This window comes from Paractinoplanes pyxinae, from assembly GCF_026626335.1.
GTDB classification, from domain to species: Bacteria; Actinomycetota; Actinomycetes; order Mycobacteriales; family Micromonosporaceae; genus Actinoplanes; species Actinoplanes pyxinae.
The window spans coordinates 203,846-227,135 of record NZ_JAPNTZ010000014.1; the positions used below are offsets into that span (position 1 = coordinate 203,846).

General features: G+C 71.6%; 25 protein-coding genes and 1 pseudogene. 13 read left to right on the forward strand and 13 right to left on the reverse strand.

Features of this window, described 5'->3' with window-relative positions:
• The 3 genes from OWR29_RS34890 to OWR29_RS34900 all read left to right on the forward strand — a co-directional run bounded on the left by OWR29_RS34890 (position 1) and on the right by OWR29_RS34900 (position 2,096).
• Positions 1-177, forward strand: a complete 177-nt coding sequence (locus tag OWR29_RS34890) for a hypothetical protein (protein ID WP_267567834.1) — start codon at positions 1-3, stop codon at positions 175-177.
• 39 nt (positions 178-216) lie between these two features.
• Complete coding sequence (locus tag OWR29_RS34895) at positions 217-828, forward strand: MBL fold metallo-hydrolase (RefSeq protein ID WP_267567732.1); 612 nt, start codon at positions 217-219, stop codon at positions 826-828.
• A 527-nt stretch (positions 829-1,355) separates the two neighbouring features.
• On the forward strand, positions 1,356-2,096 hold the full coding sequence (locus OWR29_RS34900; RefSeq protein ID WP_267567734.1) for an SDR family oxidoreductase: 741 nt from the start codon (positions 1,356-1,358) through the stop codon (positions 2,094-2,096).
• Here OWR29_RS34900 and OWR29_RS34905 read toward each other — a convergent pair.
• The 5 genes from OWR29_RS34905 to OWR29_RS34925 form a co-directional block, all read right to left on the reverse strand.
• Complete coding sequence (locus tag OWR29_RS34905) at positions 2,050-2,922, reverse strand: helix-turn-helix transcriptional regulator (protein ID WP_267567736.1); 873 nt, start codon at positions 2,920-2,922, stop codon at positions 2,050-2,052. The genes OWR29_RS34900 and OWR29_RS34905 overlap by 47 nt on opposite strands.
• A 2-nt stretch (positions 2,923-2,924) precedes the next feature.
• On the reverse strand, positions 2,925-3,800 hold the full coding sequence (locus OWR29_RS34910; protein ID WP_267567738.1) for an SDR family oxidoreductase: 876 nt from the start codon (positions 3,798-3,800) through the stop codon (positions 2,925-2,927).
• 66 nt (positions 3,801-3,866) lie between these two features.
• The gene (locus tag OWR29_RS34915; RefSeq protein WP_267567740.1) at positions 3,867-4,226 is read right to left on the reverse strand and encodes a sigma-70 family RNA polymerase sigma factor family protein; all 360 of its coding nucleotides are present in this window, start codon (positions 4,224-4,226) and stop codon (positions 3,867-3,869) included.
• Positions 4,219-5,559: an NAD(P)/FAD-dependent oxidoreductase gene (locus OWR29_RS34920; RefSeq protein ID WP_267567742.1), complete on the reverse strand. Its 1,341-nt coding sequence runs from the start codon at positions 5,557-5,559 to the stop codon at positions 4,219-4,221. Before OWR29_RS34920 ends, OWR29_RS34915 begins: the two co-directional genes overlap by 8 nt.
• A gap of 89 nt (positions 5,560-5,648) precedes the next feature.
• Positions 5,649-6,518, reverse strand: a complete 870-nt coding sequence (locus OWR29_RS34925; RefSeq protein ID WP_267567744.1) for an RNA polymerase sigma-70 factor — start codon at positions 6,516-6,518, stop codon at positions 5,649-5,651.
• A 147-nt stretch (positions 6,519-6,665) separates the two neighbouring features.
• Between OWR29_RS34925 and OWR29_RS34930 the strand changes: the two genes are divergently transcribed.
• Positions 6,666-7,385: an alpha/beta fold hydrolase gene (locus tag OWR29_RS34930; RefSeq protein WP_267567745.1), complete on the forward strand. Its 720-nt coding sequence runs from the start codon at positions 6,666-6,668 to the stop codon at positions 7,383-7,385.
• Between the two features lie 3 nt (positions 7,386-7,388).
• Here the strand turns inward: OWR29_RS34930 and OWR29_RS34935 are convergent, their stop codons facing one another.
• From OWR29_RS34935 to OWR29_RS34945, 3 genes are all read right to left on the reverse strand, one after another.
• Positions 7,389-7,961, reverse strand: a complete 573-nt coding sequence (locus tag OWR29_RS34935) for an SDR family oxidoreductase (protein ID WP_267567746.1) — start codon at positions 7,959-7,961, stop codon at positions 7,389-7,391.
• The gene (locus OWR29_RS34940) at positions 7,958-8,593 is read right to left on the reverse strand and encodes a DUF6882 domain-containing protein (RefSeq protein WP_267567747.1); all 636 of its coding nucleotides are present in this window, start codon (positions 8,591-8,593) and stop codon (positions 7,958-7,960) included. Before OWR29_RS34940 ends, OWR29_RS34935 begins: the two co-directional genes overlap by 4 nt.
• Before the next feature lie 165 nt (positions 8,594-8,758).
• Positions 8,759-8,977 carry a DUF1304 domain-containing protein gene (locus OWR29_RS34945; RefSeq protein ID WP_324291289.1) on the reverse strand — a complete coding sequence of 73 codons (219 nt, stop codon included), beginning with the start codon at positions 8,975-8,977 and terminating at the stop codon, positions 8,759-8,761.
• 57 nt (positions 8,978-9,034) lie between these two features.
• On the opposite strand from OWR29_RS34945, the gene OWR29_RS34950 reads away from it, so the two are divergent.
• Positions 9,035-9,928 (forward strand): shikimate dehydrogenase, encoded by an 894-nt coding sequence (locus tag OWR29_RS34950; RefSeq protein ID WP_267567748.1) that lies wholly within the window; start codon positions 9,035-9,037, stop codon positions 9,926-9,928.
• Complete coding sequence (locus OWR29_RS34955) at positions 9,897-11,297, forward strand: Nramp family divalent metal transporter (protein WP_267567749.1); 1,401 nt, start codon at positions 9,897-9,899, stop codon at positions 11,295-11,297. The genes OWR29_RS34950 and OWR29_RS34955 overlap by 32 nt, the downstream gene beginning before the upstream one ends.
• Here the strand turns inward: OWR29_RS34955 and OWR29_RS34960 are convergent.
• Together OWR29_RS34960 and OWR29_RS34965 are read right to left on the reverse strand one after the other, a co-directional pair.
• The gene (locus OWR29_RS34960) at positions 11,294-11,953 is read right to left on the reverse strand and encodes a response regulator transcription factor (RefSeq protein WP_267567750.1); all 660 of its coding nucleotides are present in this window, start codon (positions 11,951-11,953) and stop codon (positions 11,294-11,296) included. The two genes, OWR29_RS34955 and OWR29_RS34960, sit on opposite strands and share 4 nt — an antisense overlap.
• Positions 11,931-14,240, reverse strand: a complete 2,310-nt coding sequence (locus OWR29_RS34965) for a putative bifunctional diguanylate cyclase/phosphodiesterase (protein WP_267567751.1) — start codon at positions 14,238-14,240, stop codon at positions 11,931-11,933. Before OWR29_RS34965 ends, OWR29_RS34960 begins: the two co-directional genes overlap by 23 nt.
• 108 nt (positions 14,241-14,348) lie before the next feature.
• On the opposite strand from OWR29_RS34965, the gene OWR29_RS34970 reads away from it, so the two are divergent.
• The 3 genes from OWR29_RS34970 to OWR29_RS34980 all read left to right on the forward strand — a co-directional run bounded on the left by OWR29_RS34970 (position 14,349) and on the right by OWR29_RS34980 (position 17,769).
• Positions 14,349-15,005 carry a TetR/AcrR family transcriptional regulator gene (locus tag OWR29_RS34970; RefSeq protein ID WP_267567752.1) on the forward strand — a complete coding sequence of 219 codons (657 nt, stop codon included), beginning with the start codon at positions 14,349-14,351 and terminating at the stop codon, positions 15,003-15,005.
• Positions 15,006-15,101: 96 nt separating this feature from the next.
• On the forward strand, positions 15,102-15,647 hold the full coding sequence (locus tag OWR29_RS34975; RefSeq protein ID WP_267567753.1) for a snapalysin family zinc-dependent metalloprotease: 546 nt from the start codon (positions 15,102-15,104) through the stop codon (positions 15,645-15,647).
• Positions 15,648-15,702: 55 nt separating this feature from the next.
• Positions 15,703-17,769 (forward strand): sensor histidine kinase, encoded by a 2,067-nt coding sequence (locus tag OWR29_RS34980; RefSeq protein WP_267567754.1) that lies wholly within the window; start codon positions 15,703-15,705, stop codon positions 17,767-17,769.
• A 5-nt stretch (positions 17,770-17,774) separates the two neighbouring features.
• On the opposite strand, the gene OWR29_RS34985 is transcribed toward OWR29_RS34980, so the two are convergent.
• The gene (locus OWR29_RS34985; RefSeq protein WP_267567755.1) at positions 17,775-18,218 is read right to left on the reverse strand and encodes a MarR family winged helix-turn-helix transcriptional regulator; all 444 of its coding nucleotides are present in this window, start codon (positions 18,216-18,218) and stop codon (positions 17,775-17,777) included.
• A gap of 73 nt (positions 18,219-18,291) precedes the next feature.
• On the opposite strand from OWR29_RS34985, the pseudogene OWR29_RS34990 reads away from it, so the two are divergent.
• A pseudogene (locus tag OWR29_RS34990) lies at positions 18,292-18,513 on the forward strand (VOC family protein); the annotation flags it as partial.
• Between the two features lie 64 nt (positions 18,514-18,577).
• Positions 18,578-18,778, forward strand: a complete 201-nt coding sequence (locus OWR29_RS34995; RefSeq protein WP_267567756.1) for a hypothetical protein — start codon at positions 18,578-18,580, stop codon at positions 18,776-18,778.
• On the opposite strand, the gene pdxR is transcribed toward OWR29_RS34995, so the two are convergent.
• Positions 18,759-20,135 (reverse strand): MocR-like pyridoxine biosynthesis transcription factor PdxR, encoded by a 1,377-nt coding sequence (gene pdxR / locus OWR29_RS35000; RefSeq protein ID WP_267567757.1) that lies wholly within the window; start codon positions 20,133-20,135, stop codon positions 18,759-18,761. The genes OWR29_RS34995 and pdxR overlap by 20 nt on opposite strands.
• Before the next feature lie 47 nt (positions 20,136-20,182).
• Here pdxR and OWR29_RS35005 point away from each other — a divergent pair, with 47 nt between their 5' ends.
• Together OWR29_RS35005 and OWR29_RS35010 are read left to right on the forward strand one after the other, a co-directional pair.
• The gene (locus OWR29_RS35005) at positions 20,183-21,298 is read left to right on the forward strand and encodes an MFS transporter (protein ID WP_267567758.1); all 1,116 of its coding nucleotides are present in this window, start codon (positions 20,183-20,185) and stop codon (positions 21,296-21,298) included.
• On the forward strand, positions 21,298-22,377 hold the full coding sequence (locus OWR29_RS35010) for an alpha/beta hydrolase (RefSeq protein WP_267567759.1): 1,080 nt from the start codon (positions 21,298-21,300) through the stop codon (positions 22,375-22,377). Before OWR29_RS35005 ends, OWR29_RS35010 begins: the two co-directional genes overlap by 1 nt.
• Here the strand turns inward: OWR29_RS35010 and OWR29_RS35015 are convergent.
• Positions 22,331-23,284, reverse strand: coding sequence for a helix-turn-helix transcriptional regulator (locus OWR29_RS35015; protein ID WP_267567760.1), 954 nt, complete (start codon positions 23,282-23,284; stop codon positions 22,331-22,333). The two genes, OWR29_RS35010 and OWR29_RS35015, sit on opposite strands and share 47 nt — an antisense overlap.
• Between the last annotated feature and the right edge of the window lie 6 nt (positions 23,285-23,290).

Sequence of the window (23,290 nt, forward strand, 5' to 3'; positions counted from 1 at the left end):
TTGGCCGCACTGATCGACGCCTTCATCGTCCGGGCGACGTTGGTGCCGGCGCTGATGAAGCTGGCCGGCAAGGCGAACTGGTGGGCGCCCGGCTGGGCCCGCCGGGTGCACGCCCGGGCCGGCCTGGACGAATCGGGCGGCACGCTCTCGACCGAACGGGAGCGGTCGCTAGTCTGAGCCGGACGGGTCACGGGTGCGGAAGGATCAGGGCGAGCCATGCAGCAAGCGAAGGTCGGCCACGGCGTTGTCAGCGGCACGTTCAGCCTGGACGGGCAGACGTTCGACGTCGACAACAACATCTGGGTGGTCGGCGACGACGCCGAGTGCGTGGTGATCGACGCCCCGCACGACGTCGACGCGATCCTGGCCGTGGTGGCCGGGCGCACGGTCCGCGCCATCGTCTGCACCCACGCCCACGACGACCACGTCCGGGTGGCGCCCGCGCTGCGCGAGCTCACGGGCGCCCCGATCCTGCTGCACCCGGACGACCGCCCGCTGTGGGAACTCACCCACGGCCCGGCGGTCGCCTGGGACGCCGACCTCGCCGACGGCCAGAAGATCGAGGTTGGCGGCACCGCCCTGACCGTCCTGCACACGCCCGGCCACGCCCCCGGCGCCGTCTGCCTCTACGCCCCCGACCTCGGCTGCGTCTTCACCGGCGACACCCTGTTCCAGGGCGGCCCGGGCGCCACCGGCCGCTCGTACTCCGACGCCGGCGTGATCGTCGACTCGATCCGCACGAAGCTGTTCGCCCTGCCCGGCGACACAGTCGTGCACACCGGCCACGGCGACGACACGACAATCGCCGCCGAGCAGGCCTCGCTGTAAGGGCTCGGGCTGGGCGTCGCCGTCGGGCACCTGGCCGACCGGCTCGGCGCGCGCCGGGTGTACGCGGTGACGCTGGTCGTTCAAGCCGTCGCGACCGCTGTCTTCGTGCTCGTCGACGGGTTCGCCGGTTTCGTGGTGGCGGTCGGCCTGACCTCCGGGGTCCCGGGCCGGGCCGCGGCCGTGTTGCTGGTGGTGGCGGTCGTCGTTCACACGCTGGGGGAGTTGTGGCATGCGGCCGGGGGGGGGGGTTCGAGGTGTCCTTCGCGTTCGCGCCGCCGCATCGCACGGGGCAGTATCTGGGCGTCTTCGGGCTGGGCGCGGGGCTGGCCGAGGCGGTTGGGCCGGGCTTGCTCATCGCACTCTGCATCACTTGGGGAACGCCCGGGTGGTACGTGGTCGGTGGGCTCCTCGCCGCGACCGGGCGCTCGTGCCCTGGGCCGTGCGTGACGCGGGTCGCATGTCACAAGAGGCGGTGCTGTCCGGTCGAAGCTGACAACTGAGCCAGCTAGACGAAGGAAGTGACGGACATGAAGATCGCCGTGCTGGGTGGGACCGGGCTGATCGGCTCGCAGGTCGTCACGTTGATGCGGGAGCACGGGCACGACGCGGAGCCGTTGTCGCCGGCCAACGGGGTCGACCTGCTCACGGGGGAGGGGCTGGACGCCGGCCTCAAGGGCGCCGACGTGGTCGTCAACCTGACCAACTCGCCGACGTTCGACGACAAGTCGATCCCGTTCTTCCGTACCACGATGGAGAACATGCTGGCCGCGGCCGACCGCCAGGGTGTCGGCCACGCCGTGATCCTGTCGATCGTCGGCGTCGACCAGGTGCCCGGCCTCGACTACTACAAGGCCAAGGTGCTGCAGGAGGAAATTCTCAAGGGCGGCCCGGTCCCGTGGTCGATCGTGCGGGCCGGCCAGTTCTTCGAGTTCATGAAGTCGGTGCTGTCGTGGGTCGTCGACGAGGACGGCGTGCACCTGCCGGCCACGCCCGTGCAGCCGCTCGCCTCGGCCGAGATCTCGCGCGAGGTGGCCAAGGTCGCCGCCGGGCGGCCGCTCAACGCCGTCGTGAACATCGTCGGCCCCGAGGTGTTCCCGCTCGACGAGCTGGGCCGCATCGCCCGGGCCGCGAAGGGCGACGACCGTACGGTGGTGACCGACAACAACGCCGGGATGTTCGCCGCCGTCCAGGGTGACGTGCTGACCGGCCCGGCGGGCTCGATCATCGCGAAGCAGACGTTCCGCGAGTTCCTGGCCGCCCAGAAGTAGCCGAGGCGCCGAGAACCGAGAGCAGCTCCAGTTTTCCGGCGCTCTCGGTTCCCGGCGTCGCCGTGTAGACGACGAGTTGCTGCGACTGGTCGGGGTCGATCAGCCGCTGGCAGAACAGTTCGAGCGCGCCCACCTCAGGGTGGATCAGCCGCACCTGGCCGCAGTACGGCCCGGCCACCGGGTGCTCGCGCCACAGCGCCGCGAATTCGGGACTCTCGCGCAGCAGCGCCGCCACGAGCGCGCCCGCGCGGGAGTCCTTTCCGTCCCGGGTGTACGACGAATGCAGGTCGGCCACGATGAGCCGGCCCTGCTCGGCACGGTCCTCCGGCGGGTAGGCCAGCCGCTCGGCCGGATCGGTGAACCAGCGGTAGTGCTTGCTGCGCGCGAGCCCACTGTGGACGCTCTCGTCGCCGATCAGCGCGACCGATAGCGGCGTCTGCAGCAGAGTTTCGCCGAGGGGGCTCACTACCTGCGCCGCAGCGCCCTGCAGGCCGTCGAAGATGCGGCGCATCCCCGGATTGATGTGATCGGAATCGGTCGTACGCCGACCGGTAGCGTAGCCGCCCAACCGGAACAGATGCTCCCGCTCCTCGAGCGGGAGCCGCAGCGCCCGGGCCAGCGACTCGAGGATCTGTTCCGAGGGGTGCGGCCCGCGCGGCTGCTCGAGCCGGGTGTAGTAGTCGATCGACATGCCGGCGAGCACCGCGACCTCTTCCCGCCGCAGTCCCCGCGTCCGCCGTCGTTGCCCGCGCGGCAGGCCCACGTCCTCGGGTTGCAACGCCTCGCGGCGGGTCCGCAGGTAGTCGGCGAGAAGAGTGCGGTCCATCGTCAGCTCCCGACCAGCTCGGCCGACACGTCCCACAGGCGGGAGGCGGCGGCTTGGTCGCGGGCCGGGCGGTAGATGGCCAGCTCGGTCGGCTTCCCGGTGAACTGCCCGAGGCCGTCGGGCCCGTACAGCCGGCCGCCCGGAGCCGTCGTCGCGTACAGGGCGGGCTGCAGCCCCTGCTCGACCCCCTGCACGAAGACACCCCACCGGGCCAGCCGCGACATGATGGCCTCCAGCCGGGCCGGCTTGTCCCGTCCCATGTTCGGCCCGGCCGCGTACAGGCCGGTCAGCGTCGTGCCCGGGTGCGCGGCATTGCTGATGATGCCCCAATCCTCGGCCCGCGACCGACGATCCAGCTCCAGAGCGAACAGCAAATTCGCCAACTTCGACTGCCCGTACGCCTTGATGGCCGAGTAGCTGCCGGTGCTCTGCAAGTCGTCCCAGTTCACCGACGCGTTGCGGGCAGCGCTGCTGGTCATCGTGGTGACGTGGGCGTGCCCGGCCCGCAACTGCGGCAGCAGCCGGGTCGTGAGCGCGAAGTGCCCCAGGTGGTTGGTGCCGAACTGCAGCTCGAAGCCGTCGGTGGTGGTGTGCCGCACGGGCGGGGCCATCACGCCGGCGTTGTTGACGAGGATGTCGATCGGCCGGTCGACACCGCCGGCGAACTCGGCCACCGACTTCAGCGACGCGAGGTCGAGCTCGGCCAGGGTGACGAGGGCGTCCGGCGTCTCGGCGTGGATGCGGGCGACCGCCGCCTCGCCCTTGGCCGGATCGCGTACGGGCAACAGCAGTTCGGCGCCCTCGGCGGCGAGCCGGGCGGCCAGCCCCAGGCCCACGCCGCTGCTCGCCCCGGTCACCACGGCCAGCTTGGTACTCACAAGAACTCCCAGGTCAGTAGCGGATTTGTGTCCACCTTGACGCGATCCGAGGGCGGTAACCATGGTCTACGAATACAAGGCCCAGCGGTGCAACTTGTCGGGGTTGAGCACGATCCACAGCGTCGAGATCTCCACCGGGGAGCCGGTGGCCACCAGCACGGCCAGCGGCGTGCCGTCGGCGCGGTGCGCGACCATTCCCGGCAGCCCGTTCACGGTCGCGAGCATCAGACGCGTGCCGGCGAACAGGCCCAGCAGCAGCATCGCGACCTCGGCCGCGCCCCGCACCGGTTCGTCCGGTGCGGAGACGCGGCCGCCGCCGTCGCAGACGGCCACCACGTCGGCGGTCAGCAGGGACTCGATCGCCGCCAGGTCAGCCGAGGAGCAGGCGCCGAGCAGGTGGGACAGGGGGTGGAACGGGTCAGGCACGGGTTCCCGCGGTCGCACGCGCCGGCTCGCCGCCGGTCTCGAACGCCTGCCGCGGGTGCTGCACCGAGGCCAGCGAGACGATGTCACGCCCGTAGAAGACGGCGGTCGCCCACACGGCCAGCACGCGCACCTTGCGCTCCCAGGTCGGCACGGCCAGCACGTGGTAGCCGCGGTGCATGACCCAGGCCGGGAAGCCCTTGATCACGATGCCGTGCCACTGGAAGATGCCCCGCCCCAGCCCCAGCGTCGCCACCACGCCCAGGCTGGCGTGCTTGTACGGCTTGGCCTTCCGCCCGCGCAGCGCGGCGATCAGGTTCTTGGCCAGAAGCTTTCCCTGCCGTACGGCGTGCTGGGCGTTCGGCACGGTCGCGACGCCCGGCTGGTCGATGGCCAGGTCGGGCACCGCGGCGTCGTCGCCGGCCGCCCACGCGTCCTCGATCGGCTCGGCGTCCGTGCCCACCCGCAGGTCGGCCCGCACGACGACCTGGCCGCGGGCGTCGATCGGCAGGTCGGTGTGGTTGTGCACCATCGGGTTGGCGCCGTTGCCGGCCGTCCACACGATGAGCTCGGAGTCGAACGCTTCCCCGGTGGAGAGCACGATGTGGCCGCCCTCGGCCGAGCGCAGTTGCGCGTTCAGGTGTACGTGGCCGCCGCGCTTCTCGAGGTGGCGCACCACCCAGCGGCCGGGCTCGTCGGTCACCTCGGGCAGGATCCGGTCGCGGGCCTCGACGAGGTGGAAGCTCAGCTCCGAGGCGTCGAGCTCGGGATACTTCTTCACCAGCGCCTGCCCCAGCGACATGAGCTCGCCGAAGCCTTCGACGCCGGAGAAGCCGCCGCCGACGAACGTGACAGTGAGCAGTCGCTGCCGCTGGGGCCCGTGGGGGAGCGTGGCCGCCTGATCGAACGCGGTCAGCATGCGGTCGCGGATGGCCACCGCCTCCTCGACGTGCTTCATGCCGATCGCGTTCTCGGCGACGCCCGGGATCGCGAGTTTGCGGGTCACCGCCCCGGCGGTCACCACCAAAATGTCGTACGGGAGGGAAAAGCTCTCGCCCACGGCTGGCTGCACCAGAACCGTACGGTGGGAATGGTCGATCTTCGTCACGCTCCCGTTGACCAACCGGGTCTTCTTGAGGTGCCGCCGTAGCGCGACCGCCGCGTGGCGCGCCTCGACCGAGCCGGCCACCACCTCGGGCAGGAAGGGCTGATAGGTCATGTACGGGCGCGGATCGACCACGATGACCTTCGCCTCGTCCCGGCGGAGTTTCTTCTCCAGTTTCCAGGCCGTGTAGAAGCCGGCGTAGCCACCACCGACCACCAGGATCGTCCGCATCGTGCCCTCTGTTTCTCCCGCCTCCGGCGGGGTGACGAGCTTGTCGTCAGTAAGACAAGTGAGGGCGGCGATTCGTGACAGGGTGTCCGTCAGCTCACAGCGGCGATCTTCTCCTGGTTCATCATCCACAGCACCTGCTCGATGCCGTCGGCCGAGGCGTCGATCGTCAGCACCGCCAGCGTCTCGTCGCCGCGGTGCAGAACGGCGCTGGTCTGGCCGTTGGCCGTGATGAAGCGAACCTCGACGCCGTCCCACCACCAGGCCGAGAAGGCCGCGATGTACTTGGCCACGCGGACCGCGCCCACGACCGCCTTGCGCGAGACCTGCCGAGCCCCGTTGCCGTCGGAGATGCTGGCCACCTCGGACGCGAACAGCTTCTCGAGGGCCTGCAGATCGCCGCTGCGGGCGGCCGTGATGAACGTCGCCAGCAGCTCGCGCTGGGCGGTGGCCGAGACCGGCGCCTTGCGCTCGCCGGCGACGTGCTTGCGGGCGCGGCTCACCAATTGGCGTACGGCCGGCTCGTTGCTCTGCAGGATGTCGGCGATCTGGCCGTACGGGTAGTCGAAGGCCTCGCGCAGCACGTAGGCCGCCCGCTCGTTCGGGGTCAGCTTCTCGAGCAGCATGAGCACGGCGAACTGGAGCGCGTTGCCCGTCTCGGCGCCCAGGTAGGGGTCGGCGCTCGTGTCCACGGGCTCCGGCAGCCAAGGGCCCACGTAAGTCTCCCGGCGTACGCGGGCCGACTGAAGATTGTTGATGGCGAGCCGGGTCGTGGTGGTGGCCAGAAACGCGCCCGGATTCTCCACAGTGTCCCGGTCGTAGGTCTGCCAGCGCAGCCACACGTCCTGCACCAGATCCTCGGCCTCGGTGGCGCTGCCGAGCATGCGATAGGCGATACCGAACAGCCGCGGCCGCACCTCCGTGAACACCCGTGCCGCCTCGTTCAGATCACCCAGACCCATTCCCGCCCCCTTCACCGCGCTCCATCCTGGCCCCGCGACCAGCCCCGATGCCAGTTCCCGGGCCCGTGACGATCGCCTCCGTCACAGATCCGGGGGCTGTCCGGTCACGGCTGATGGACCGCACATCAGCATCCGAGGGGGAAGATCATGCCCGATAGCACCAAACCCACTGTCCTGCTCGTGCACGGCGCTTTCGCCGAGGCCGCCAGCTGGAACGGCGTCGTCGAGCGCCTGGCCGCCGAGTCGCTCGACGCGATCGCCGTGGCCAACCCGCTGCGCAGCCTGGCCGGCGACGCCCAGTACGTCAGCGACGTCATCGACGGCGTCGGCGGCCCGGTGCTGCTGGTCGCCCACTCGTACGGCGGAATGGTCGTCACCGAGGCGGCCGCCGGCAACGAGGAGGTGAAGGGCCTCGTCTACGTCGACGCGTTCGCCCCCGCCACCGGCGAGTCCGCATTCGCGCTGTCCCTGAAGTTCCCCGGTAGCACGCTGGGCGACGCCCTGGCCGCCTACCCCGTCTCGACCGGCGGCAACGAGTTCACCATCCGCCGCGACGCCTTCCACCACCAGTTCTGCGCCGACGTCCCCGAGGCCCAGGCCGCGCTGATGGCCGCCACCCAGCGCCCGGTCACGGAAGCGGCGCTGTCCACGGCCCTCTCGGCCGACGAGCCGGCCTGGCAGTCCATCCCCAGCTGGTTCGTCTACAGCGACGCCGACCTCAACATCCCGGTCGAACTGCACCGCTGGATGGCCGGCCGAGCCGGCGCCAAGACGGCCCGCGAGATCCCCGGCGCCTCGCACGCCCTGAGCGTTTCGCAGCCGCAGGCGGTCGCCGAGGTCATCCTCGAGGCGCTGGCCGCCAGCTGACCCTCACCGGTAGTTCTCATCCCCGGCGGCGCGGCCCGGCGCCATGACCTCCGCGAAGTACCGCGGAAAGTCGGGCCGCGTGCCGTCGGTGTCAGTCACCCCGTACGCGGCGGCGAGGTCAGCACTCGACAACGTCTGCCCGCTGAACCGCCCCACGCCCGGATCGGCAACCAGCGCAGCGACCCCGCGCCCGACGTAGTGCGGCGACTCGCTCGCGCAGAAGTGTGGCTCGCTGGCCGTCGCGTCCCGCCAGTTGTGCTCGGTCACCCCGAAGTTCTCGAGCATCCGCTCCGACCGCAGCCACCCCGGCGTGACAGCGACGCGCTCGGCCAGCGCCGCGACCTCGCCCGGGACGCTGTGGTCGACCCTGATCGCGATGCCCGTGCCGCCGGCCGCGTCGACGGCCTCGGCGGTTTCCTCAATCGTCTCGGGTCGGCCCATCTCGGACCGGCCGTCCCGAGTGCTGCGCCCGGTCGCGTACACGGTGGCGCCCAAGGCGCCCAGCGCGATGGCAATGGCTCGCCCCGAGGCACGGGTCGCCCCGGCCACCAGGGCGACCTTGCCTTCCTCTTTCAACGCGGAGGAATGGTGCCGCTCAGCTGGGCGATGCGGCCCAGGTTGTCGAACGTGACCCGCAGCGGGCCGCCGGTCACGGCGTCGGCGGTCTGGTCGACCGGCCAGCCCAGCTGCTCGAAGAAGCCGACGACGGCGACGCGGTGGTCGATGGGGAAGGCGGAGATGGTCTGGCTGATCACGGTGACCGCCCGCTCGGGGGTGACCTCTTGCTGGGGCACGCCCTCCAGGTGGAAGAACAGCGCACCTCCGTCGTACGGCCCGCGGTAGTACGGCCGGCCGGTCAGCCCGGAGGCGAGCAGCGCCAGCCGGTGTCCGTCGGCGCGGTCGAGCGGGAATGTCGCCTCGGTCAGCTCGGGGATGCCGGCGTTCTGCCCGTAGCCGCGCATCCACCCGCACAGCTGCAGCAGGGCCGGCGGCAGATTGCTGGCCTCGTTGGCCCACGCCCACAGCCAGGTGCCGTCGCCGTGGCTCTCGCTGCCGAGCAGCTGGATCGGAAACTTCAGGTCCGTCCCGAACGTCACCGCCCCGGCGCCCAGGTCGACCGACCAGTCCCGCTCGCCGATCAGATCGGCCAGCGCCATCTGCCGCGCCATCGCCATGAACACGTGCCGGCTGAAGAGATCATCGAACATGCGGCGCAGCAAATGCGCTGGGAAAGTCGGCGCCGCGCGAGACGGCCTCGTGAGCGCGGATGCCGTCCAGGGACTGGGACACAGCGCTGCCAAGCACCAGCTGCGTGCCGCCCGTGATGCACCAACTTCTCATGCGGGGAAGCCTAGGGACGGGGTACGACAACTTCAGGCGAGCAGCACGAAGAGCAGCGCGAGGACGGCCGGGACGGTCTGGACGAAGAGGATGCGGCGGCTGGCGGTGGCGGCGCCGACGATGCCGGCGATGGCCACGCACACCAGGAAGAAGACCTTGGCGCCGAAGTTGTCGGCGAGCAGGCCCCACACGCGTCCGGCGGTCAGGAAGCCGTTGTAGAGGCTCTGATTCAGGCCCAGCCCCCTTGACAGTGGCCCCGGTCACAGCGGATAACTAACTCACCAGTTCGTACATTGACGGGAGCGGGCATGCGTTGTGGGTTGATCGGGGCCGGCATCGGCACCTCGCTGTCCCCGGCGCTGCACGAGGCCGAGGGGCGCGGTCACGGCCTCGACCTCACGTACGACCTGTTCGACACGGAAGAACCGGCTGAGCTCGGCGACCTCCTCAAGCAAGCCGAGGACGAGGGCTATGCCGGGCTCAACATCACCCACCCGTTCAAGCAGCGCGTCACCGACCTCCTCGATCAGCTGTCCCCGCAGGCCGAGGCGATCGGCGCGGTCAACACCGTCGTCTTCCGTGACGGGCGGCGGCAGGGGCACAACACCGACGCGTACGGCTTCACCGAGGCGTACCGCGACCTCGTGAAGGGCCGTGTCGTGCAGACGGGCGCCGGCGGGGCCGGTGCCGCCTGCGCCTATGCCCAGCTCACCCTGGGCGTCGAGCATCTGACCGTCATCGACCCCGACCGGGCGCGGCGCGAACAGCTCGCCGCCCGCTTTCCCCGCCTGCACGTCGCGGCGCCGGCCGATCTTCCCTCGGCCCTCGCCGGCGCCGACGGGCTGGTCAACGCCAGCCCGGTCGGCATGCGCCACCACCCGGGACTGCCCGTGCCCACCGAGCTGCTCCACCGCGGCCTGTGGGTGGCCGACATCGTCTACATGCCCGTCGTGACGCCGCTGCTGCGGGCGGCCCGCGACGCCGGGCTGCGGGCGGCCGGCGGGACGGCGATGTGCGCCTATCAGGCCGCCGCCGCCTTCGAGCTGTTCACCGGGCGAACCCCGGACATCGATCGCATGTTGCGCCACCTAGACGCCGTTCTGAGCGGCACCGAAGACGCCTATCTGAGCGGCAACGGACACGGCAACGAAAACGACGACGGAGCCCGCCATGAATCCCTCCCGGACCCAGATCCCCGCTGAGACCCGCGACCTGCCCGAACCCCTCTCCCTGCGCCGGATGATCGGCCCCGGCGTGGTCGCCGTGGGCATCGGCATGGCCGCCGGCGAGATCATCTTGTGGCCCTATCTGACCGCGATCGGCGGTCTCGGCCTGCTCTGGCTGGCCTTCTGCACGCTGGCCGTCCAGTTCGTCATCAACATGGAGATCGAGCGCTACACCCTGGCCACCGGCCAGACCGTGGTGGCCGGCTTCTCCCGTTGGTGGAAGGGCTGGGGCATCATCATCTGCCTGGCCGGGGCCTTCCAGTACGTGTGGCCGGGCTGGGCCACGAGCGGCAGCACCGTGCTGACCTACCTGGTCGGCGGGGGCGACCCGGTGTGGATCACCGTGGTCACGCTGGTCGCCATCGGCGTACTGCTGTCGGTGTCCAAGGTGGTCTACAACACCGTCGAGCGGGTCGAACTGGTGAAGGTCGGCCTCACCATCTTCTTCCTGCTCGTCGTGGTTGTCTTCGTCATCTCGCTGAGCACGTGGGGCGACGGGGCCCGGGCCACGGTCACCGAGTTCGGGCGGATCCCCGACGGCGTCACGTTCACCCTGCTGCTGAGCGCCATCGGAGCGGCCGGCGCGGGCGGCGTACACAATTTGGTTCTCAGCAACTGGATCCGCGACAAGCGGTACGGCATGGGCGCGCACGTCCCGCGTCTGGTCTCACCGATCACCGGCCGCGAGGAGGCGGCGGGCACCGACCTCTACGCCTTCCCGGCCGACGAGCGGAACCTGGCCCGCTGGCAGGTGTGGTGGAAGAGGGCCAACGCCGAGCACCTGGTCACCTTCGTCGCCGTCTGTTTCGTGACCATCACCGTCATGTGCCTGCTGGCCTATCAGCTGCTGTTCGGCCGGGACGACGTCAAGAACGACACCTCGTTCCTGCGCATCGAGGGCGACATCCTGAGCGAGCAGGTCGGCGGCTGGCTGAAGCTGCTGTTCCTGGCCGTGGCCACGGTTTCGCTGTGGGCGGCGGCGATGGGCCTGCTCGACATCATCGGCCGGGTGGCCAGCGACTTCCTGCGCCGCAACTACCTGCAGACGTCGGCCCGCTGGACCGAGCCGCGGCTCTATCTGACCGTCGTCTGGGCCGAGATCGTGCTCGGGTCGATCATCCTGCTGGCCGGCTTCACCCAGCCGCTGGGCCTGCTGATCGTGTCGACCTGCGCGGCGTCGGTGGTCACGCTGCTCTATTCGATCCTGCTGGTGCGCCTCAACGTCAAAGACCTTCCTTCCCCCGTACGGCTGGGAGGCTGGCGCCTGGGCGGCATGCTGGTGGCGATCGGGTTCTACGGCTTCTTCGCCGTCGCCATGGTGATCACGCAGTTGCAGCGCCTCTAGCTGCCCAGCCGGTAGCCGACCTTCGGCACGGTGTGGATGACCGGCGGGTCGCCGAGCTTGCGGCGCAGCGTCATCACGGTGACCCGCACGGTCTGGGTGAACGGGTCGGCGTGCTCGTCCCAGGCCTGTTCGAGCAGTTCCTCGGCGCTGACCACGGCGCCGTCGGCTCGCAGCAACACGCGCAGGACGGCGAACTCCTTGGGGGAGAGGCGCAGCGGCAGCCCGTCGCGGGAGGCGGTGTGCCGGGGGATGTCGAGCGTGATGCCCTCGCGGTCGAGCACCGGGCCGTGCGCGGCGTTGGCCCGCCGGCCCAGCGCCTGCACGCGGGCGACCAGCTCGGCGAAGGCGAACGGCTTGGTCAGGTAGTCGTCGGCGCCGAGCCCCAGCCCCTCGACCCGGTCGCGGATGCCGGCGGCCGCGGTGAGCAGCAGCACCCGGGTGTCGAGCCCGGCCGCCACCATCTCGCGGCACACCTCGTCGCCGGTGGCGCCGGGCATGTCCCGGTCGAGCACGGCCACGTCGTACCGGTTGACGGTCACCCGCTCTTTGGCGGCCTCGCCGTCGTAGACGACGTCGACCGCCATGGCGAAGTCGCGCAGCCCGTCGGCCACGGTGTCCGCCAGCACCCTCTCGTCATCCGCGACCAGCACCCGCATGCACTGCACGATAGCCCGGCTCGGCCGGGGCGGTCAGAAGCTCCTCCAGGGCGGGGGCGCTCATCGGCCGGCCGAACAGGTAGCCCTGCGCGAACCGGTAGCCGGCCTCGTACAGCTGGGCCGCCTGGCCGGTGGTCTCGACCCCCTCGGCGACGGCCTCGATGCCGAAGTCCTGGGTGAAGCCGATCAGGTTGCGCACGATGATGGCGCCGGCCCGGCCCGCGGTGGTGCCGCTGACGAAGGACTTGTCCACCTTGAGCACGTCGACCGGGCAGTCCAGCAGCAGGCTGAGCGAGGAGTGGCCGGTGCCGAAGTCGTCCAGCGCGATCCGCAGCCCGAGCGCCTTGAGCTTGTGCAGCTGGGCGATCGCGGCGCCGGCCGACAGCACGGCCGTCTCGGTCACCTCGAGCATCAGCCGATGCGGGGGCAGGCCGCTCTCGAGCAGCAGCCCGGCCACCCGGTCGACGAAGTGCGGGTCGGACAGCTGCCGGGCCGACACGTTCACGCTGATCCGCTCGGGCGCCCGGTCGCCCAGCCGGTCGCGCCACTCCATCGACTGGCGGACGGCCTCGCGCAGCACCCAGTCGCCCAGCTCGACGATGAACCCGTTGCTCTCGGCGAGCGGGATGAACGTGTCCGGCGCGAGCAGGCCGTGCTCCGGGTGCTGCCAGCGCAGCAGCACCTCGGCGCCGGTCGGCGCGCCGCCGGGCAGGGTGACGATGGGCTGGTACAGGGCGACCAGCTGGCCCTCGGCGGGGGCGCGGCGCAGCTCGGCGGCCAGGCGCGCGTCGTCGTCGGCGGCCCGGTCCATGGCCGCGTCGAACCAGTGCCGGTCGTCGCCGCCGGCGTGCTTGGCCGCATACATGGCGACGTCGGCCCGCCGCAGCAGCTCGGCCGGCACGTCGCCGGGGCGGCTGGTGGTGACGCCCAGGCTGGCCGCGGTGACCACGGTGTGCCCGTCGAGCTCGGCCGGCGCGCCGACCGCCACGATCAAGCGCCGCAGCAGCTCCTCGATGTCGCCCCGGTCGGGAATGATCAGGGTGAACTCGTCGCCGCCGAGCCGGGCCACCAGACCGCGATCGCCCACGACCTCGGTCAGGCGGTCGCCGGTGGCCTCGATGAGCAGGTCGCCCACGTGGTGACCGAGCCGGTCGTTGACGATCTTGAAGTCGTCCAGGTCGAGCAGGGCCAGGTGGAACGGGCGGCCCTCGGCCAGCAGGGCCTCGACGTGCTGTTCCATCAGGGCGCGGTTGGCCAGCCCGGTCAGGCTGTCGTGGGTCGCCTGGTGGGTGAGCTTGGCCTGGTAGCCGCGCAGTTCGTCGACCAGCCGGTGGTTGTCGCGCAGGGCCAGGATCTGGCGCACCACGACCAGCGCGGTGAGGGCGACGGCGGCCAGCTGCATGGTGGTCGTCTCGGCCGCGTCACCGGTGCCGGTCGAGAGCAGCAGCGCGTCGGTCACGGCCACGGCGGCGTAGGGCAGGATGCTGATCCGCCGCGACGTCCGGCGGGCCTCGGGCGCACGGTCCCCGTTGAGCCGCTGGCGGGTGGCGGCCAGGGTGATGGTGAGCGCGGCCACCGGCACCGAGACCAGGCTGGACGACAGGTAGATCTTGTCGGCCAGGAACGGCGACAGGCCGCCGAGCGAGGCGGAGATCGCGGCGCCGATGGCCAGGATGCGGATGGCCTGCCGGTCGAGCCGCCCGGCTCCGGCGAAGCCGACCTTGACGAAGGTTGCGACGCCCACGAAGGCCGACAGCATGATGGCCAGCATCGGGCCGGCCGAGCCGGTCTGGGCCGTCCAGCGGTCGTGGTCGCGCAGCGCCAGGTGCCAGACCAGGGCGCCGGTGGTGACCAGCACCATGCACGCGTCCAGACCGAATCGGATCCAGTCGGCCCGGCTGCGCTGCCACGTGGGCAGGCGCAGCAGGGCCCAGATGACCAGGCCGAGCACGGCCAGATACAGAGCCACGGTGACCGGGCCGAGCACCTGCGAGGGTGTGGGGCCGCCGACCGCGTCGTAGGCGTTGCCGACCGTACCGGCCGTGAAGAAGACACCGGCCAGCGTGAGGTGCCGCCAGAAGCGGCGGGTGCCGGCGTCGAGGCGGGCGTCGCGGGCGGCCCGTACGCAGGCGACGACGGCCAAGGCGGTGCCCACCGGCAGCGGCAGCCAGCCGATGATCGGGTGAGCCCACTCGTGCGCCAGGCCCGCGGCCACCCAGACGGCGCCGAACGCGGCCAGCAGCGCTCCGGTGAGTTCAAGGGCATGGGCCCGGCACCAACGAGACATGACCGCACTGTCGGCCGCTGACACGCCGACCTGAAAGGTCTGCTGTTTCGAAGGGTGCTCAATATCCCGGGTTCGCTAGAGTCGGGTGGACCGGCGGAGGGGAAGCGGATGGCAACGGGAGCGGCGGCGCCCGGCGAGCGGGTGCGCGATGCCGAGCGGACCCGGGCCGAGATCGTCGAGGTGGCCACGCACGAGTTCGCCGATCAGGGCTACGCGGGGGCCCGGGTCGACGAGATCGCCGCCAAGACCCGTACGACCAAGCGCATGATCTATTACTACTTCGGCGGCAAGGAAGGGCTCTACCTGGCCGTCCTCGAGCAGGCCTACCAGCACATCCGCGCGCTGGAGCAGAAGCTCGACGTCGACCACCTCGAGCCGGTCGAGGCGCTGCGCAAGCTGGCCGAGCTCACCTTCGACCACCACGAGCAGCACCAGGACTTCGTCCGCCTGGTCGCCATCGAGAACATCCACTACGCCCAGCACCTGCTGAAGTCCGAGGTCCGCGACGGCCTGGCCGCGCCCGCGCTCGAGGTGCTGACCAGGATCATGGGCCGGGGTGTGGCGGCCGGCCTGTTCCGCGATGACGTCGACGCCCTCGACGTCCACCAGGTGATCAGCGCGTTCTGCATCTTCCGCGGGGCCAACCGCTACACGTTCCGGGCCATCTTCGACCGCGACCTGCTCGACCCGTCGCGGCGAGCCCACCAGCGCCAGATGATCGGCGACCTGGTGGTGGCCCACGTGACGGCCGCCCCGCCGCGGTAGGACCTCATCGGTATGCCCGGAAAGCATCGATAATCTCCTCTGCGTAGTTAGGGTCGGGGCCAGGACTACCCCCCGATCCCCCGCAGGAGGGCACCGATGCTTCTTCGAAGGATGGCGGCCGCGCTGATCTCGGCCGTCGCGTTCGCCGGCGTGCTGGTCGCCGGTTCCGCGCCCGCTTCCGCCGCGCCGCGCGTGCTGTACTACGACACCAGCCAGGCCCAGGAGTTCGCGGCCGCGTGGACCCAGGGCGCCCAGATCTGGAACAGCCGGGCCACCAACGTGCGCCTGCAACCGGTCACCGCCGGCCGCACGCCCAACATCCGCATCTACGCCGACAACGGCTGGCCCCGCGCCCAGACCACCTCGCTCGGCAACGGGCGCGTCTGGATGGGCCGCGAGGCCATCACCGACGGCTACTACCCGCCGCGGATCACCGCCCACGAGCTGGGCCACATCCTCGGCCTGCCCGACCGCCGGACCGGCCTGTGCGCCGACCTGATGTCCGGCAGCAGCGCCGCCGTGTCGTGCACCAACTCGTACCCCAACGCCCGCGAGCTGGCTCAGGTCGAGGCGAACTTCCGGTCCTCGGCAGTCGCCACGGTCACCCCCCGGACGTACGTCTGGCAGCCCGCCCTGGGCTGACCGGGCCGCGCGGCCGCGCCGCTCAGTAAGCCGGGCCGGATGCCGACTATTGGGTATGCGTGTGCCGCGCGGGTTCAGCCACTGGGGGCGTCCGGTCGTGGTGCCCCTGGTGGTGTGGCTGCTGCTGGTGCTGGCGGGCACTTCGGTGCTGTTGTGGCAGCAGGACAGCAGCCGGAACGCGGTGGCCGGGCGCTTCGAGCACGGCGTCGGCACGCTGGGCGAGTTCATGACCGGGGTGGCCGGCGAGGCGCTGGAGCGCGAACGCGTTCAGGCCCAGGCGTCGCTGTCCGACCCGGTCGTCTCCCGCCGGGACTTCGAGCGCGCGGTGGCCGGCTTCGGCTACCCGGCCGCCGTCCTGCTCGACGACAAGGGCCGGGCCCTGCACGTCATGCCCGACGATCCGACCTCGGTCGGCCAGAACCTCGCCGGCCGCTACGAGCACTTGAAGGCGGCATTGGCGGGCCGCCCGTCCGTCTCCGAGGTGGTCGACTCGGTCGCCCGCGGCACCCCGGTCGTGGCCTTCGCCGTCCCCTTCGAGACCAGCTCGGGCCGCCGCGTCTTCTCGGGCGCCCTGCCCATTCAGGCCAACCCGCTGGCCGCCTACTTCACCAGTGCGCTCTCGCTCGAGGGGGCGCACGTGCAGCTGGACGACTCGCGCGGGTCGATCGTGGCCGGCACCGAGCCGTTCACAACCGGGGAGCCCACGCTGGCGACCCAGGAGACCGCACTCGAGGAGGCCCTGGTCCACGACGCCGACGGCCGGTACGACGCGGACGGGGCCTGGTGGCGGTACGCCTCGGTGGCGGTGCGGGGCACGCCGTGGCGGCTGTCGGCCACCGTACGCGAGGACGTGCTCTTCGCCTCGCTGCGCAACACCGAGTTCGCGGGCCGGGCTGCGCTGGCCGGCGCCGCCCTGGTCGGCCTGGCCGTGGTGGTGGCCCTGGCCCGGGCCCGGGTCAATCGGCGCGAGCTGCTGGTCAGTGAGCGCCGCTTCCGCAAGGTGTTCGACGGCTCCCGGATCGGCATGGTGCTCACCGACCTCGACGGCCAGTGCCTGCGGGTGAACCCGGCGGCCGGGCAGATCCTCGGCCGGTCCGAGCCGGACCTGCTGGGCCGCCACGTCACCGAGTTCACCCACCCCGACGACGTGGAACCGGCCGTCGACCTGGTGCGCGACGCCCAGGCCGGGCTGCTCGACGGCTTCGATCTGGACAAGAGGTTCGTACGCGCGGACGGTCGGATCGTCGAGGCCACGATCACGAGTGCCGTGCTCCGCGACGAGGACGACCGCCCTCAGTACTTCGCCACCCAGATTATCGATGTCACCGAGCGCAACGCCCTCGAGCGCGAACGCGAGCGCAACCAGGCCGAGATCGCCCGCCGGGCCGAGGAGCTGCAGGACGCCAACACCCACCTGGCCGACGTGATGGCGATGCTCAGCCACGACGTCCGGCAGCCGCTGGCGAAGATCGTCGGGCTGGGGGAGCTGCTGCTGGAGGAGTGGGCCAACATCCCCGAGCACGCCAAGACCAACGACGTGCGCCGGATGACCGTGGCCGGCCACCGCGCCAACGAGCTGGTCACCGACATCCTCATGCTGGCCCAGTTCGACGCGGGCGCGATGATGGCCCGGCCGGTGCGGCTCGACCTGTCCGAGGCCGTGCGCGAGGCGGTGGTGGCCCACCACGTCAGCATGGGCACCCAGATCTTGATCATCGCGCCCAACTACGAGACGACCGGCCTGGCCGACCCCGGTCAGCTGCAGCTCATCCTGGGCAACCTGCTCACCAACGCGGCCAAGTACGGCCGGCCGCCGATCGAGGTGACCGTGACCAACGCCGAGGAGCTGGTGGCGATCCGGGTGGCCGACCACGGCGAGGGCGTGCCGGCGGAGTTCGTGCCGCACCTGTTCGACCGGTTCGCCCGGGCCGGTTCGGGCGTGGCCACGACCACGGCGGGCACCGGCCTCGGTCTGTATCTGGTGCGGCAGCTGGCCCAGGCGGGTGGGCTCGATGTCGCGTACGAGCCCAATGAGCCGCACGGTGCGGTGTTCACGCTGACCGTGCCCCGGGCCCTGCCCAGCTCCCGCCTGCGCGACCCGGAGCCCGCGCTGGCCCAGTGAGCCCGTCAAGCCTGCAGGGACCGGACCATGCTCCGCAGGATCCGCAGCGCCTGCGCCTGCTCGTCGTCGGTCAAACCGGCCAGCATCCTGAGCTCGACCGACCGGACCGCCACGGTCGCCTTCTCCAGAGCCTTCCGGCCCGTGGGCGTGAGCCGGGTCGGCAGCACCTTTCCCACCGGCGCCTCCGGCGGCCGGGTCACCAGGCCCTCCCGTTCCAGGGCCTGGAGCAGCACGTTCATCGACTGCCGGGTCACGAACGTGCCCCGGGCGAGCTCGGAGTTGGACAGGCCGGGCCGTTGCGCCAGCAGCTCGAGGCAGGAGTAGCGCGTCACGGTCATCCCGAGCGGGCGCAGCACGTCCTCCATGGCCGTGCGCAGGGCGCTCGACGCCTCCTTCAACAGGTAGCCCAGGGACGTCTCCAAGTGGATGCCGGCACCGTCTTGACTCATGTCAGTATTCTGACATACCGTGGGGCGTGTCAGTAAACTGACATGTTGTCACGTCGATCTGAGGAGTTTCGTCATGCCCGCCACCGGTCCCGACTTCATCTCGCTGCAGGCCCGCGACCTCGACGCCTCGCAGGCGTTCTACGAGCGCTACCTCGGCCTCGTCCGCTCACCGGCCGGCCCGCCGCACGCCGTCGTCTTCGAGACGAAGCCGATCGCGTTCGCCCTGCGCGACATCGTCCCCGGCACCGACCTCGACGCGGCCGAGCGGCCCGGCCTCGGCGCCGCCGTCTGGCTGCGGCTACCACATCACCCTGCACGACCGCGCCTGAGAAACCTCCGGCTCGCCTAGGCTGAACGGCGTGAACCCACCCTGTCCCACCTGCGGCCGGCCCGGCGTCCCGATCGTCTACGGCATGCCCGGCCCCGAGCTGATGGCCGCCGGCGAGCGCGGCGAGATCGCCTTCGGCGGCTGCGTCATCGGCGAGGTGAACCCCGACTGGGCCTGCCCCGAGGGCCACCGCTGGGTCGACGGCGAACCGGCTACAGCAGATCAGCGATAGCCGCGATGCCGGCGTCGATCGCCCGGCCGGACGTGTCGCCGAAGCCCAGGATGATCCGCGGACCGGCCATCCCGTAGAGGCCGACGCCGCGCTCGGCGGCCCGCTCGATCAGCGCCTCCCGGTCGGCGCCGGGCGGCAGTTCGAGGACGGCGTGGAAGCCGGCGGCCAGGCCGGTCAGCCGTAGGTGCGGCGCGTGCCGGGCCAGGGCGGCCACGAGGGTGTCGCGGCGGGCCGCGTACTCGGCGCGCATCCGGCGCAGGTGCCGGTCGTAGCGGCCGGACTCGATCAGGACGGCCAGGGCCAGCTGGTCGACGACGGGACTGCCCCGGTCGGCCAGCCACTTGCGGGCGGCGATCGGCTCGCGCAGGCGCTCCGGGGCGATGATCCAGCCGAGGCGCAGGGCGGGGGCCAGTGACTTGCTGACCGTGCCGAGCGAGACGACGCGGTCCGGGGCCAGGCCCTGCAGGGAGCCGACGGGCTCCCGGTCGTAGCGGAACTCGGCGTCGTAGTCGTCCTCGATGATGACGCCGTCGTGCTCGCGGGCCCAGGCGATCAGCTCCTGCCGGCGGGGGCCGGTGAGCACGACACCGGTCGGCCACTGGTGGGCCGGGGTGACGAGGACGGCCCGGGCCCGGGTGCGGCGCAGGGCGGCGACGTCGAGGCCGGAATCGTCGACCGGCACGGGTACGGCGGTCAGTCCGGCCGCCGCGGCCAGGGGATCAACCGTACGGGCGCTGCCGGGATCCTCGACGGCGACCGTGTCGACGCCGGCCGCCGCCAGCGCGCCGATCACCAGGCCGAGCGCCTGCTGCGTGCCGGTGCACACGATCAGGTCGGCCGGGGTGGCCGCGGCGGCTCTGACCCGTACGCAATAAGAGGCCAGCACCTCACGCAGCCGCGACGCGCCGACGGCCTCGCCGTAGTCGAAGGCCGCGTCCGGCATCGTGCGCAGGGCCTCGCGGACCGCCCACGCCCAGTCCTGCCGCGGCACGAGCCCGAGGTCGGGAACGCCGTGCCGGAAGTCGGCGATCGCGAACACGGCCGTGGCCACCGGAGGCGGGGGAGCCGGCACATTCTCTCGGGACACAGCGGTCGCCACCCGCGTGGCCGCGCCGGGACGGCTGGTCAGATAGCCCTCGGCCTGCAGCTGGGCGTAACAGTCCTGGACGAGCCCGCGGGACAGGCCGAGCTGCCGGGCCAGCTCGCGCGAGGACGGCAGCGGCTCGCCGGCGGCCAGCCGACCGGCGCGGATGGCCGCTCGCAACTGATCCTCGAGCTGCGTACGCAATCCCGCGCCGACGCCGCGGTCGATCGTCACGAGTAGTGAAGGCCCCGAACCGGCCCACTCGACGGGCATGGAACTGGACCTTATCAGTGACCCGGTCCGGCCCTAGCGTCGTTCTCATGACCGCCACGATGGTCCACAGCCGACTGATCACCCGCCCGCTGCTGCTGCGTTCCGTGTCGATTCTCGGCGCCTCGGTGGGCTTCTTCCTGCCGCTCTCGGTCGTGCCGATGCTGGCCGCGTCGGGCCGCGGCGCGGGCTTCTCGACCGTGGCGCTGCTGGTGGCCACGGTTCTGGGCGAGATGGCCACGCCGCGGCTGGTCGCCCGGATCGGCTACCGCTCGGCGCTCGCCCTCGGGCTCAGTCTGCTCGGCGCGCCGACGCTCGTGCTCGCCGTGAGCGCGGATCCCACCGTGATCCTGGTCGTCTGCGTGTTGCGCGGGCTCGGGTTCGCCATCTGCACGGTGGCCGGCGGCGCGTTGACGGCCAAGCTGATCCCGCCCGAGCGGCGTGGCGAGGGGCTGGCCTTCGTCGGCCTGGTCAGCGGGGTGTCGAGCCTGCTCGCGCTGCCGGCCGGGGTGTGGGCCGCGCACCGGTGGGGCTTCGGGCCGGTGTTCGTCACGACGGCCGTGATCACGCTGCTGGCGCTGATCTCGGTGCCGGGGCTGCCTCGCCGTTCCACTTCCTTCGCCGAGTCGTCCGGGGCGGGGGCCGCGCTGGCCCGGCCGGCGATCATCTTCGCCGCCTCGACTGCGGCACTCGGTGTCTTCGTGACGTTTCTTCCGCTGGCCGGTGGGCGGCTGTCGGCCGGGGTCGTGGCCGGTGCGCTGCTCGTGCAGCCGGCGGCCGCCACCGCCGCGCGCTGGGTGGCGAGCCGGCTGGGGGACCGGCACGGCCAGCGCCGGCTGCTGGCCCCGGGCCTCGTGCTGACGGCGGCCGGGACGGCGGGCCTCGCCCTGACCGGGATGCCGGCGGCCGTGATCCTGGCCGCCCTGGTCTTCGGCGCGGGCTTCGGTCTGCTGCAGAACGCCACCCTCGCGCTGATGTACGACGGCGCGCCGCTCGGTGGCGAGAACACGGTCAGCGCGGTCTGGAACATCGCGTACGACCTCGGCATGGCCGCCGGCGCGCTGGTCGCCGGGCTGCTGGTGGCGTCGCTGGGCGTCTCGGCGGTGTTCCTTCTGGCCGCGGTGGCCACGCTGCCGGCCTTCGCCCTGATCCCCAGGAGGCACTGATGCCGTTCGGTTACTTCTTTTCGGTCGGGCTGGTGGCCCTGGCGACCGCGGTGGCGCTGATCAATCCGCGGCCGCCCCACACGACGCCGTCGTACTGGGGGCACTGGTTGTCGTTCATGGTCAACGAGCAGCCGTTCATCGCGTTCTATCTGCTGGCGGCGTCCACGCTTCTCGCGTACGGGCAAGGGGATCTGGACTCGCCGGCCGCTCTCGTGGCCGTCGCGGTCGCGGTGGTCACCGTGGGCGGGCTTGCGGTTCTTGTCGTACGGGCGTCAGGCACCGACCGGGCCGTCGGTGTTCCGCCGGGCGGCCGGCCGTGGGCCCGGATTCTGCTGGCGCCGTGGGTCGTCCGCCGGCGGGACGTCAAGCGCGTGGCCAACCTGGCCTACGGGGACGCCGGCAAGCGGAACCGGCTGGACGTCTACCACCGCCGCGACCGCCCGGCCGGCGCGCCGGTGCTCGTCTTCTTCCACGGCGGCGGGTTCCGGATGGGCAGCAAGAACCGGGAGGCCCGCGCGATGCTGAACGAGCTGGCCGGGCGCGGTTTCGTGTGCGTCAACGCCAACTACCGGCTGGCCCCGGCGGCCGCCTATCCCGACTATCTGATCGACGCCAAGCGGGTGATCGCCTGGGTCCGGGCGCACATCGCCGATTACGGGGGTGATTCCCGTACGGTGGTGAGCTCGGGCAGTTCGGCCGGCGCCAACCTGTCGGCGATGCTGGGGCTGACGCCCGGCGACATGGAGTTCCAGCCCGGCTTCGAGGGTGCGGACTGCTCGGTGAGCGCGGTGATCGGCTTCGGCGGCTACTACGGGCGGTCGGCCGGCCCGGGGTCGTCGCCGGTCGAACGGGTGGCCGACGCGCCGCCGTTCCTGCTGCTGCACGGCACCAACGACGGCCTCACGCTCATCGAGGACACCCGCGACTTCGCGGACAAGCTGCGCGCGGTCAGCACCAACCCGGTGACGCTGGTCGAGCTGCCGGGCGCGCAGCATTCCTTCGATCTGTTGTGGTCGCTGCGATACAGCTACGTCATCGATGCGGTGGCGGAGTACCTGGCTGGACGTAGAGAGTTGTGAGCTCGGCGCCGATGCGGGCCAATTCCCTCCGTACGGTGGAAGGCTCGAGAACCTCGACGGTCGAACCCCAGCCGGACAGGGTGCGGGCGATGTCCCGGGCTTCCGGGGCGCCGACCCGCACCCGGACGCGGCCGTCACCCAACGGCTCGCCCGGGTGGCAGTGGCGTCCGAAGTGGTCGCGCAGCACCCAGACGAAGCGCTCGGGGATCACGACGGTGGCCCAGGTGCGGGAACGCCGCTCCTCCATGGCGCCGACCACCTCGTCCCAGGCCTCGTCCAGGGTGAAGTCGTCCGGCCGCTCGAAGCTCCCGGCGGTCACCTCGAGCCCGGCGATCCGGTCGACCCGGAACGTGCGGCGACCCCGGGCGGTGCCGGCGATCAGGTACCAGACGCCGTCCTTGTCGATCAGCCCCCACGGGTCGGCCTCCCGCCGTACGTCCTTGTAGCGGAACCGGATTTGCCGACGTCGGACCACCGCCTGCTGCAGCTGCTGCACCTCATCGGGCCGGTCGCGAGTGTTCTCGCCCCAGCGCGACGGGTCGATGATGGTCGAGGCCGCCGCGGCCTGCGCCTCGGTCCGGTACGTCTCGGGGAGGGCCCGCATCAGCTTGCGCAGGGCGGCCTTGACCTCATCGGAAGACGCGGCGGCCGGCCCCGCCAGCAGGAACAAGGCCTGCGCCTCGGACGCGGTGAGCCCGCTCAGGTCGGTGCGGGCGCCCCCGACCAGCTGCCAACCGCCGTGCCGGCCCGGTTGCTGATAGACCGGGATGCCGGCCGCCGACAGCGCTTCCAGGTCGCGGCGGGCGGTGGCCACCGAGACCTCGAGCTCGGTGGCCAGCTCGGCCGCGGTGACCCGTCCCTTGGCCTGCATCAGCAGAAGGACAGCAACAAGACGATCGGCGCGCATGCCTTC

What these genes read in the sequence shown, in the direction of transcription:
- OWR29_RS34895 (WP_267567732.1), top strand. Translation starts at nt 217, where the DNA reads ATGCAGCAAGCGAAGGTCGGCCACGGCGTTGTCAGCGGCACGTTCAGC.
- OWR29_RS34900 (WP_267567734.1), top strand. Translation starts at nt 1,356, where the DNA reads ATGAAGATCGCCGTGCTGGGTGGGACCGGGCTGATCGGCTCGCAGGTC.
- OWR29_RS34905 (WP_267567736.1), bottom strand. Translation starts at nt 2,922, where the DNA reads ATGGACCGCACTCTTCTCGCCGACTACCTGCGGACCCGCCGCGAGGCG.
- OWR29_RS34920 (WP_267567742.1), bottom strand. Translation starts at nt 5,559, where the DNA reads ATGCGGACGATCCTGGTGGTCGGTGGTGGCTACGCCGGCTTCTACACG.
- OWR29_RS34925 (WP_267567744.1), bottom strand. Translation starts at nt 6,518, where the DNA reads ATGGGTCTGGGTGATCTGAACGAGGCGGCACGGGTGTTCACGGAGGTG.
- OWR29_RS34930 (WP_267567745.1), top strand. Translation starts at nt 6,666, where the DNA reads ATGCCCGATAGCACCAAACCCACTGTCCTGCTCGTGCACGGCGCTTTC.
- OWR29_RS34940 (WP_267567747.1), bottom strand. Translation starts at nt 8,593, where the DNA reads ATGTTCGATGATCTCTTCAGCCGGCACGTGTTCATGGCGATGGCGCGG.
- OWR29_RS34950 (WP_267567748.1), top strand. Translation starts at nt 9,035, where the DNA reads ATGCGTTGTGGGTTGATCGGGGCCGGCATCGGCACCTCGCTGTCCCCG.
- OWR29_RS34955 (WP_267567749.1), top strand. Translation starts at nt 9,897, where the DNA reads ATGAATCCCTCCCGGACCCAGATCCCCGCTGAGACCCGCGACCTGCCC.
- OWR29_RS34960 (WP_267567750.1), bottom strand. Translation starts at nt 11,953, where the DNA reads ATGCGGGTGCTGGTCGCGGATGACGAGAGGGTGCTGGCGGACACCGTG.
- OWR29_RS34965 (WP_267567751.1), bottom strand. Translation starts at nt 14,240, where the DNA reads ATGTCTCGTTGGTGCCGGGCCCATGCCCTTGAACTCACCGGAGCGCTG.
- OWR29_RS34970 (WP_267567752.1), top strand. Translation starts at nt 14,349, where the DNA reads ATGGCAACGGGAGCGGCGGCGCCCGGCGAGCGGGTGCGCGATGCCGAG.
- OWR29_RS34975 (WP_267567753.1), top strand. Translation starts at nt 15,102, where the DNA reads ATGCTTCTTCGAAGGATGGCGGCCGCGCTGATCTCGGCCGTCGCGTTC.
- OWR29_RS34980 (WP_267567754.1), top strand. Translation starts at nt 15,703, where the DNA reads ATGCGTGTGCCGCGCGGGTTCAGCCACTGGGGGCGTCCGGTCGTGGTG.
- OWR29_RS34985 (WP_267567755.1), bottom strand. Translation starts at nt 18,218, where the DNA reads ATGAGTCAAGACGGTGCCGGCATCCACTTGGAGACGTCCCTGGGCTAC.
- pdxR (WP_267567757.1), bottom strand. Translation starts at nt 20,135, where the DNA reads ATGCCCGTCGAGTGGGCCGGTTCGGGGCCTTCACTACTCGTGACGATC.
- OWR29_RS35005 (WP_267567758.1), top strand. Translation starts at nt 20,183, where the DNA reads ATGACCGCCACGATGGTCCACAGCCGACTGATCACCCGCCCGCTGCTG.
- OWR29_RS35010 (WP_267567759.1), top strand. Translation starts at nt 21,298, where the DNA reads ATGCCGTTCGGTTACTTCTTTTCGGTCGGGCTGGTGGCCCTGGCGACC.
- OWR29_RS35015 (WP_267567760.1), bottom strand. Translation starts at nt 23,284, where the DNA reads ATGCGCGCCGATCGTCTTGTTGCTGTCCTTCTGCTGATGCAGGCCAAG.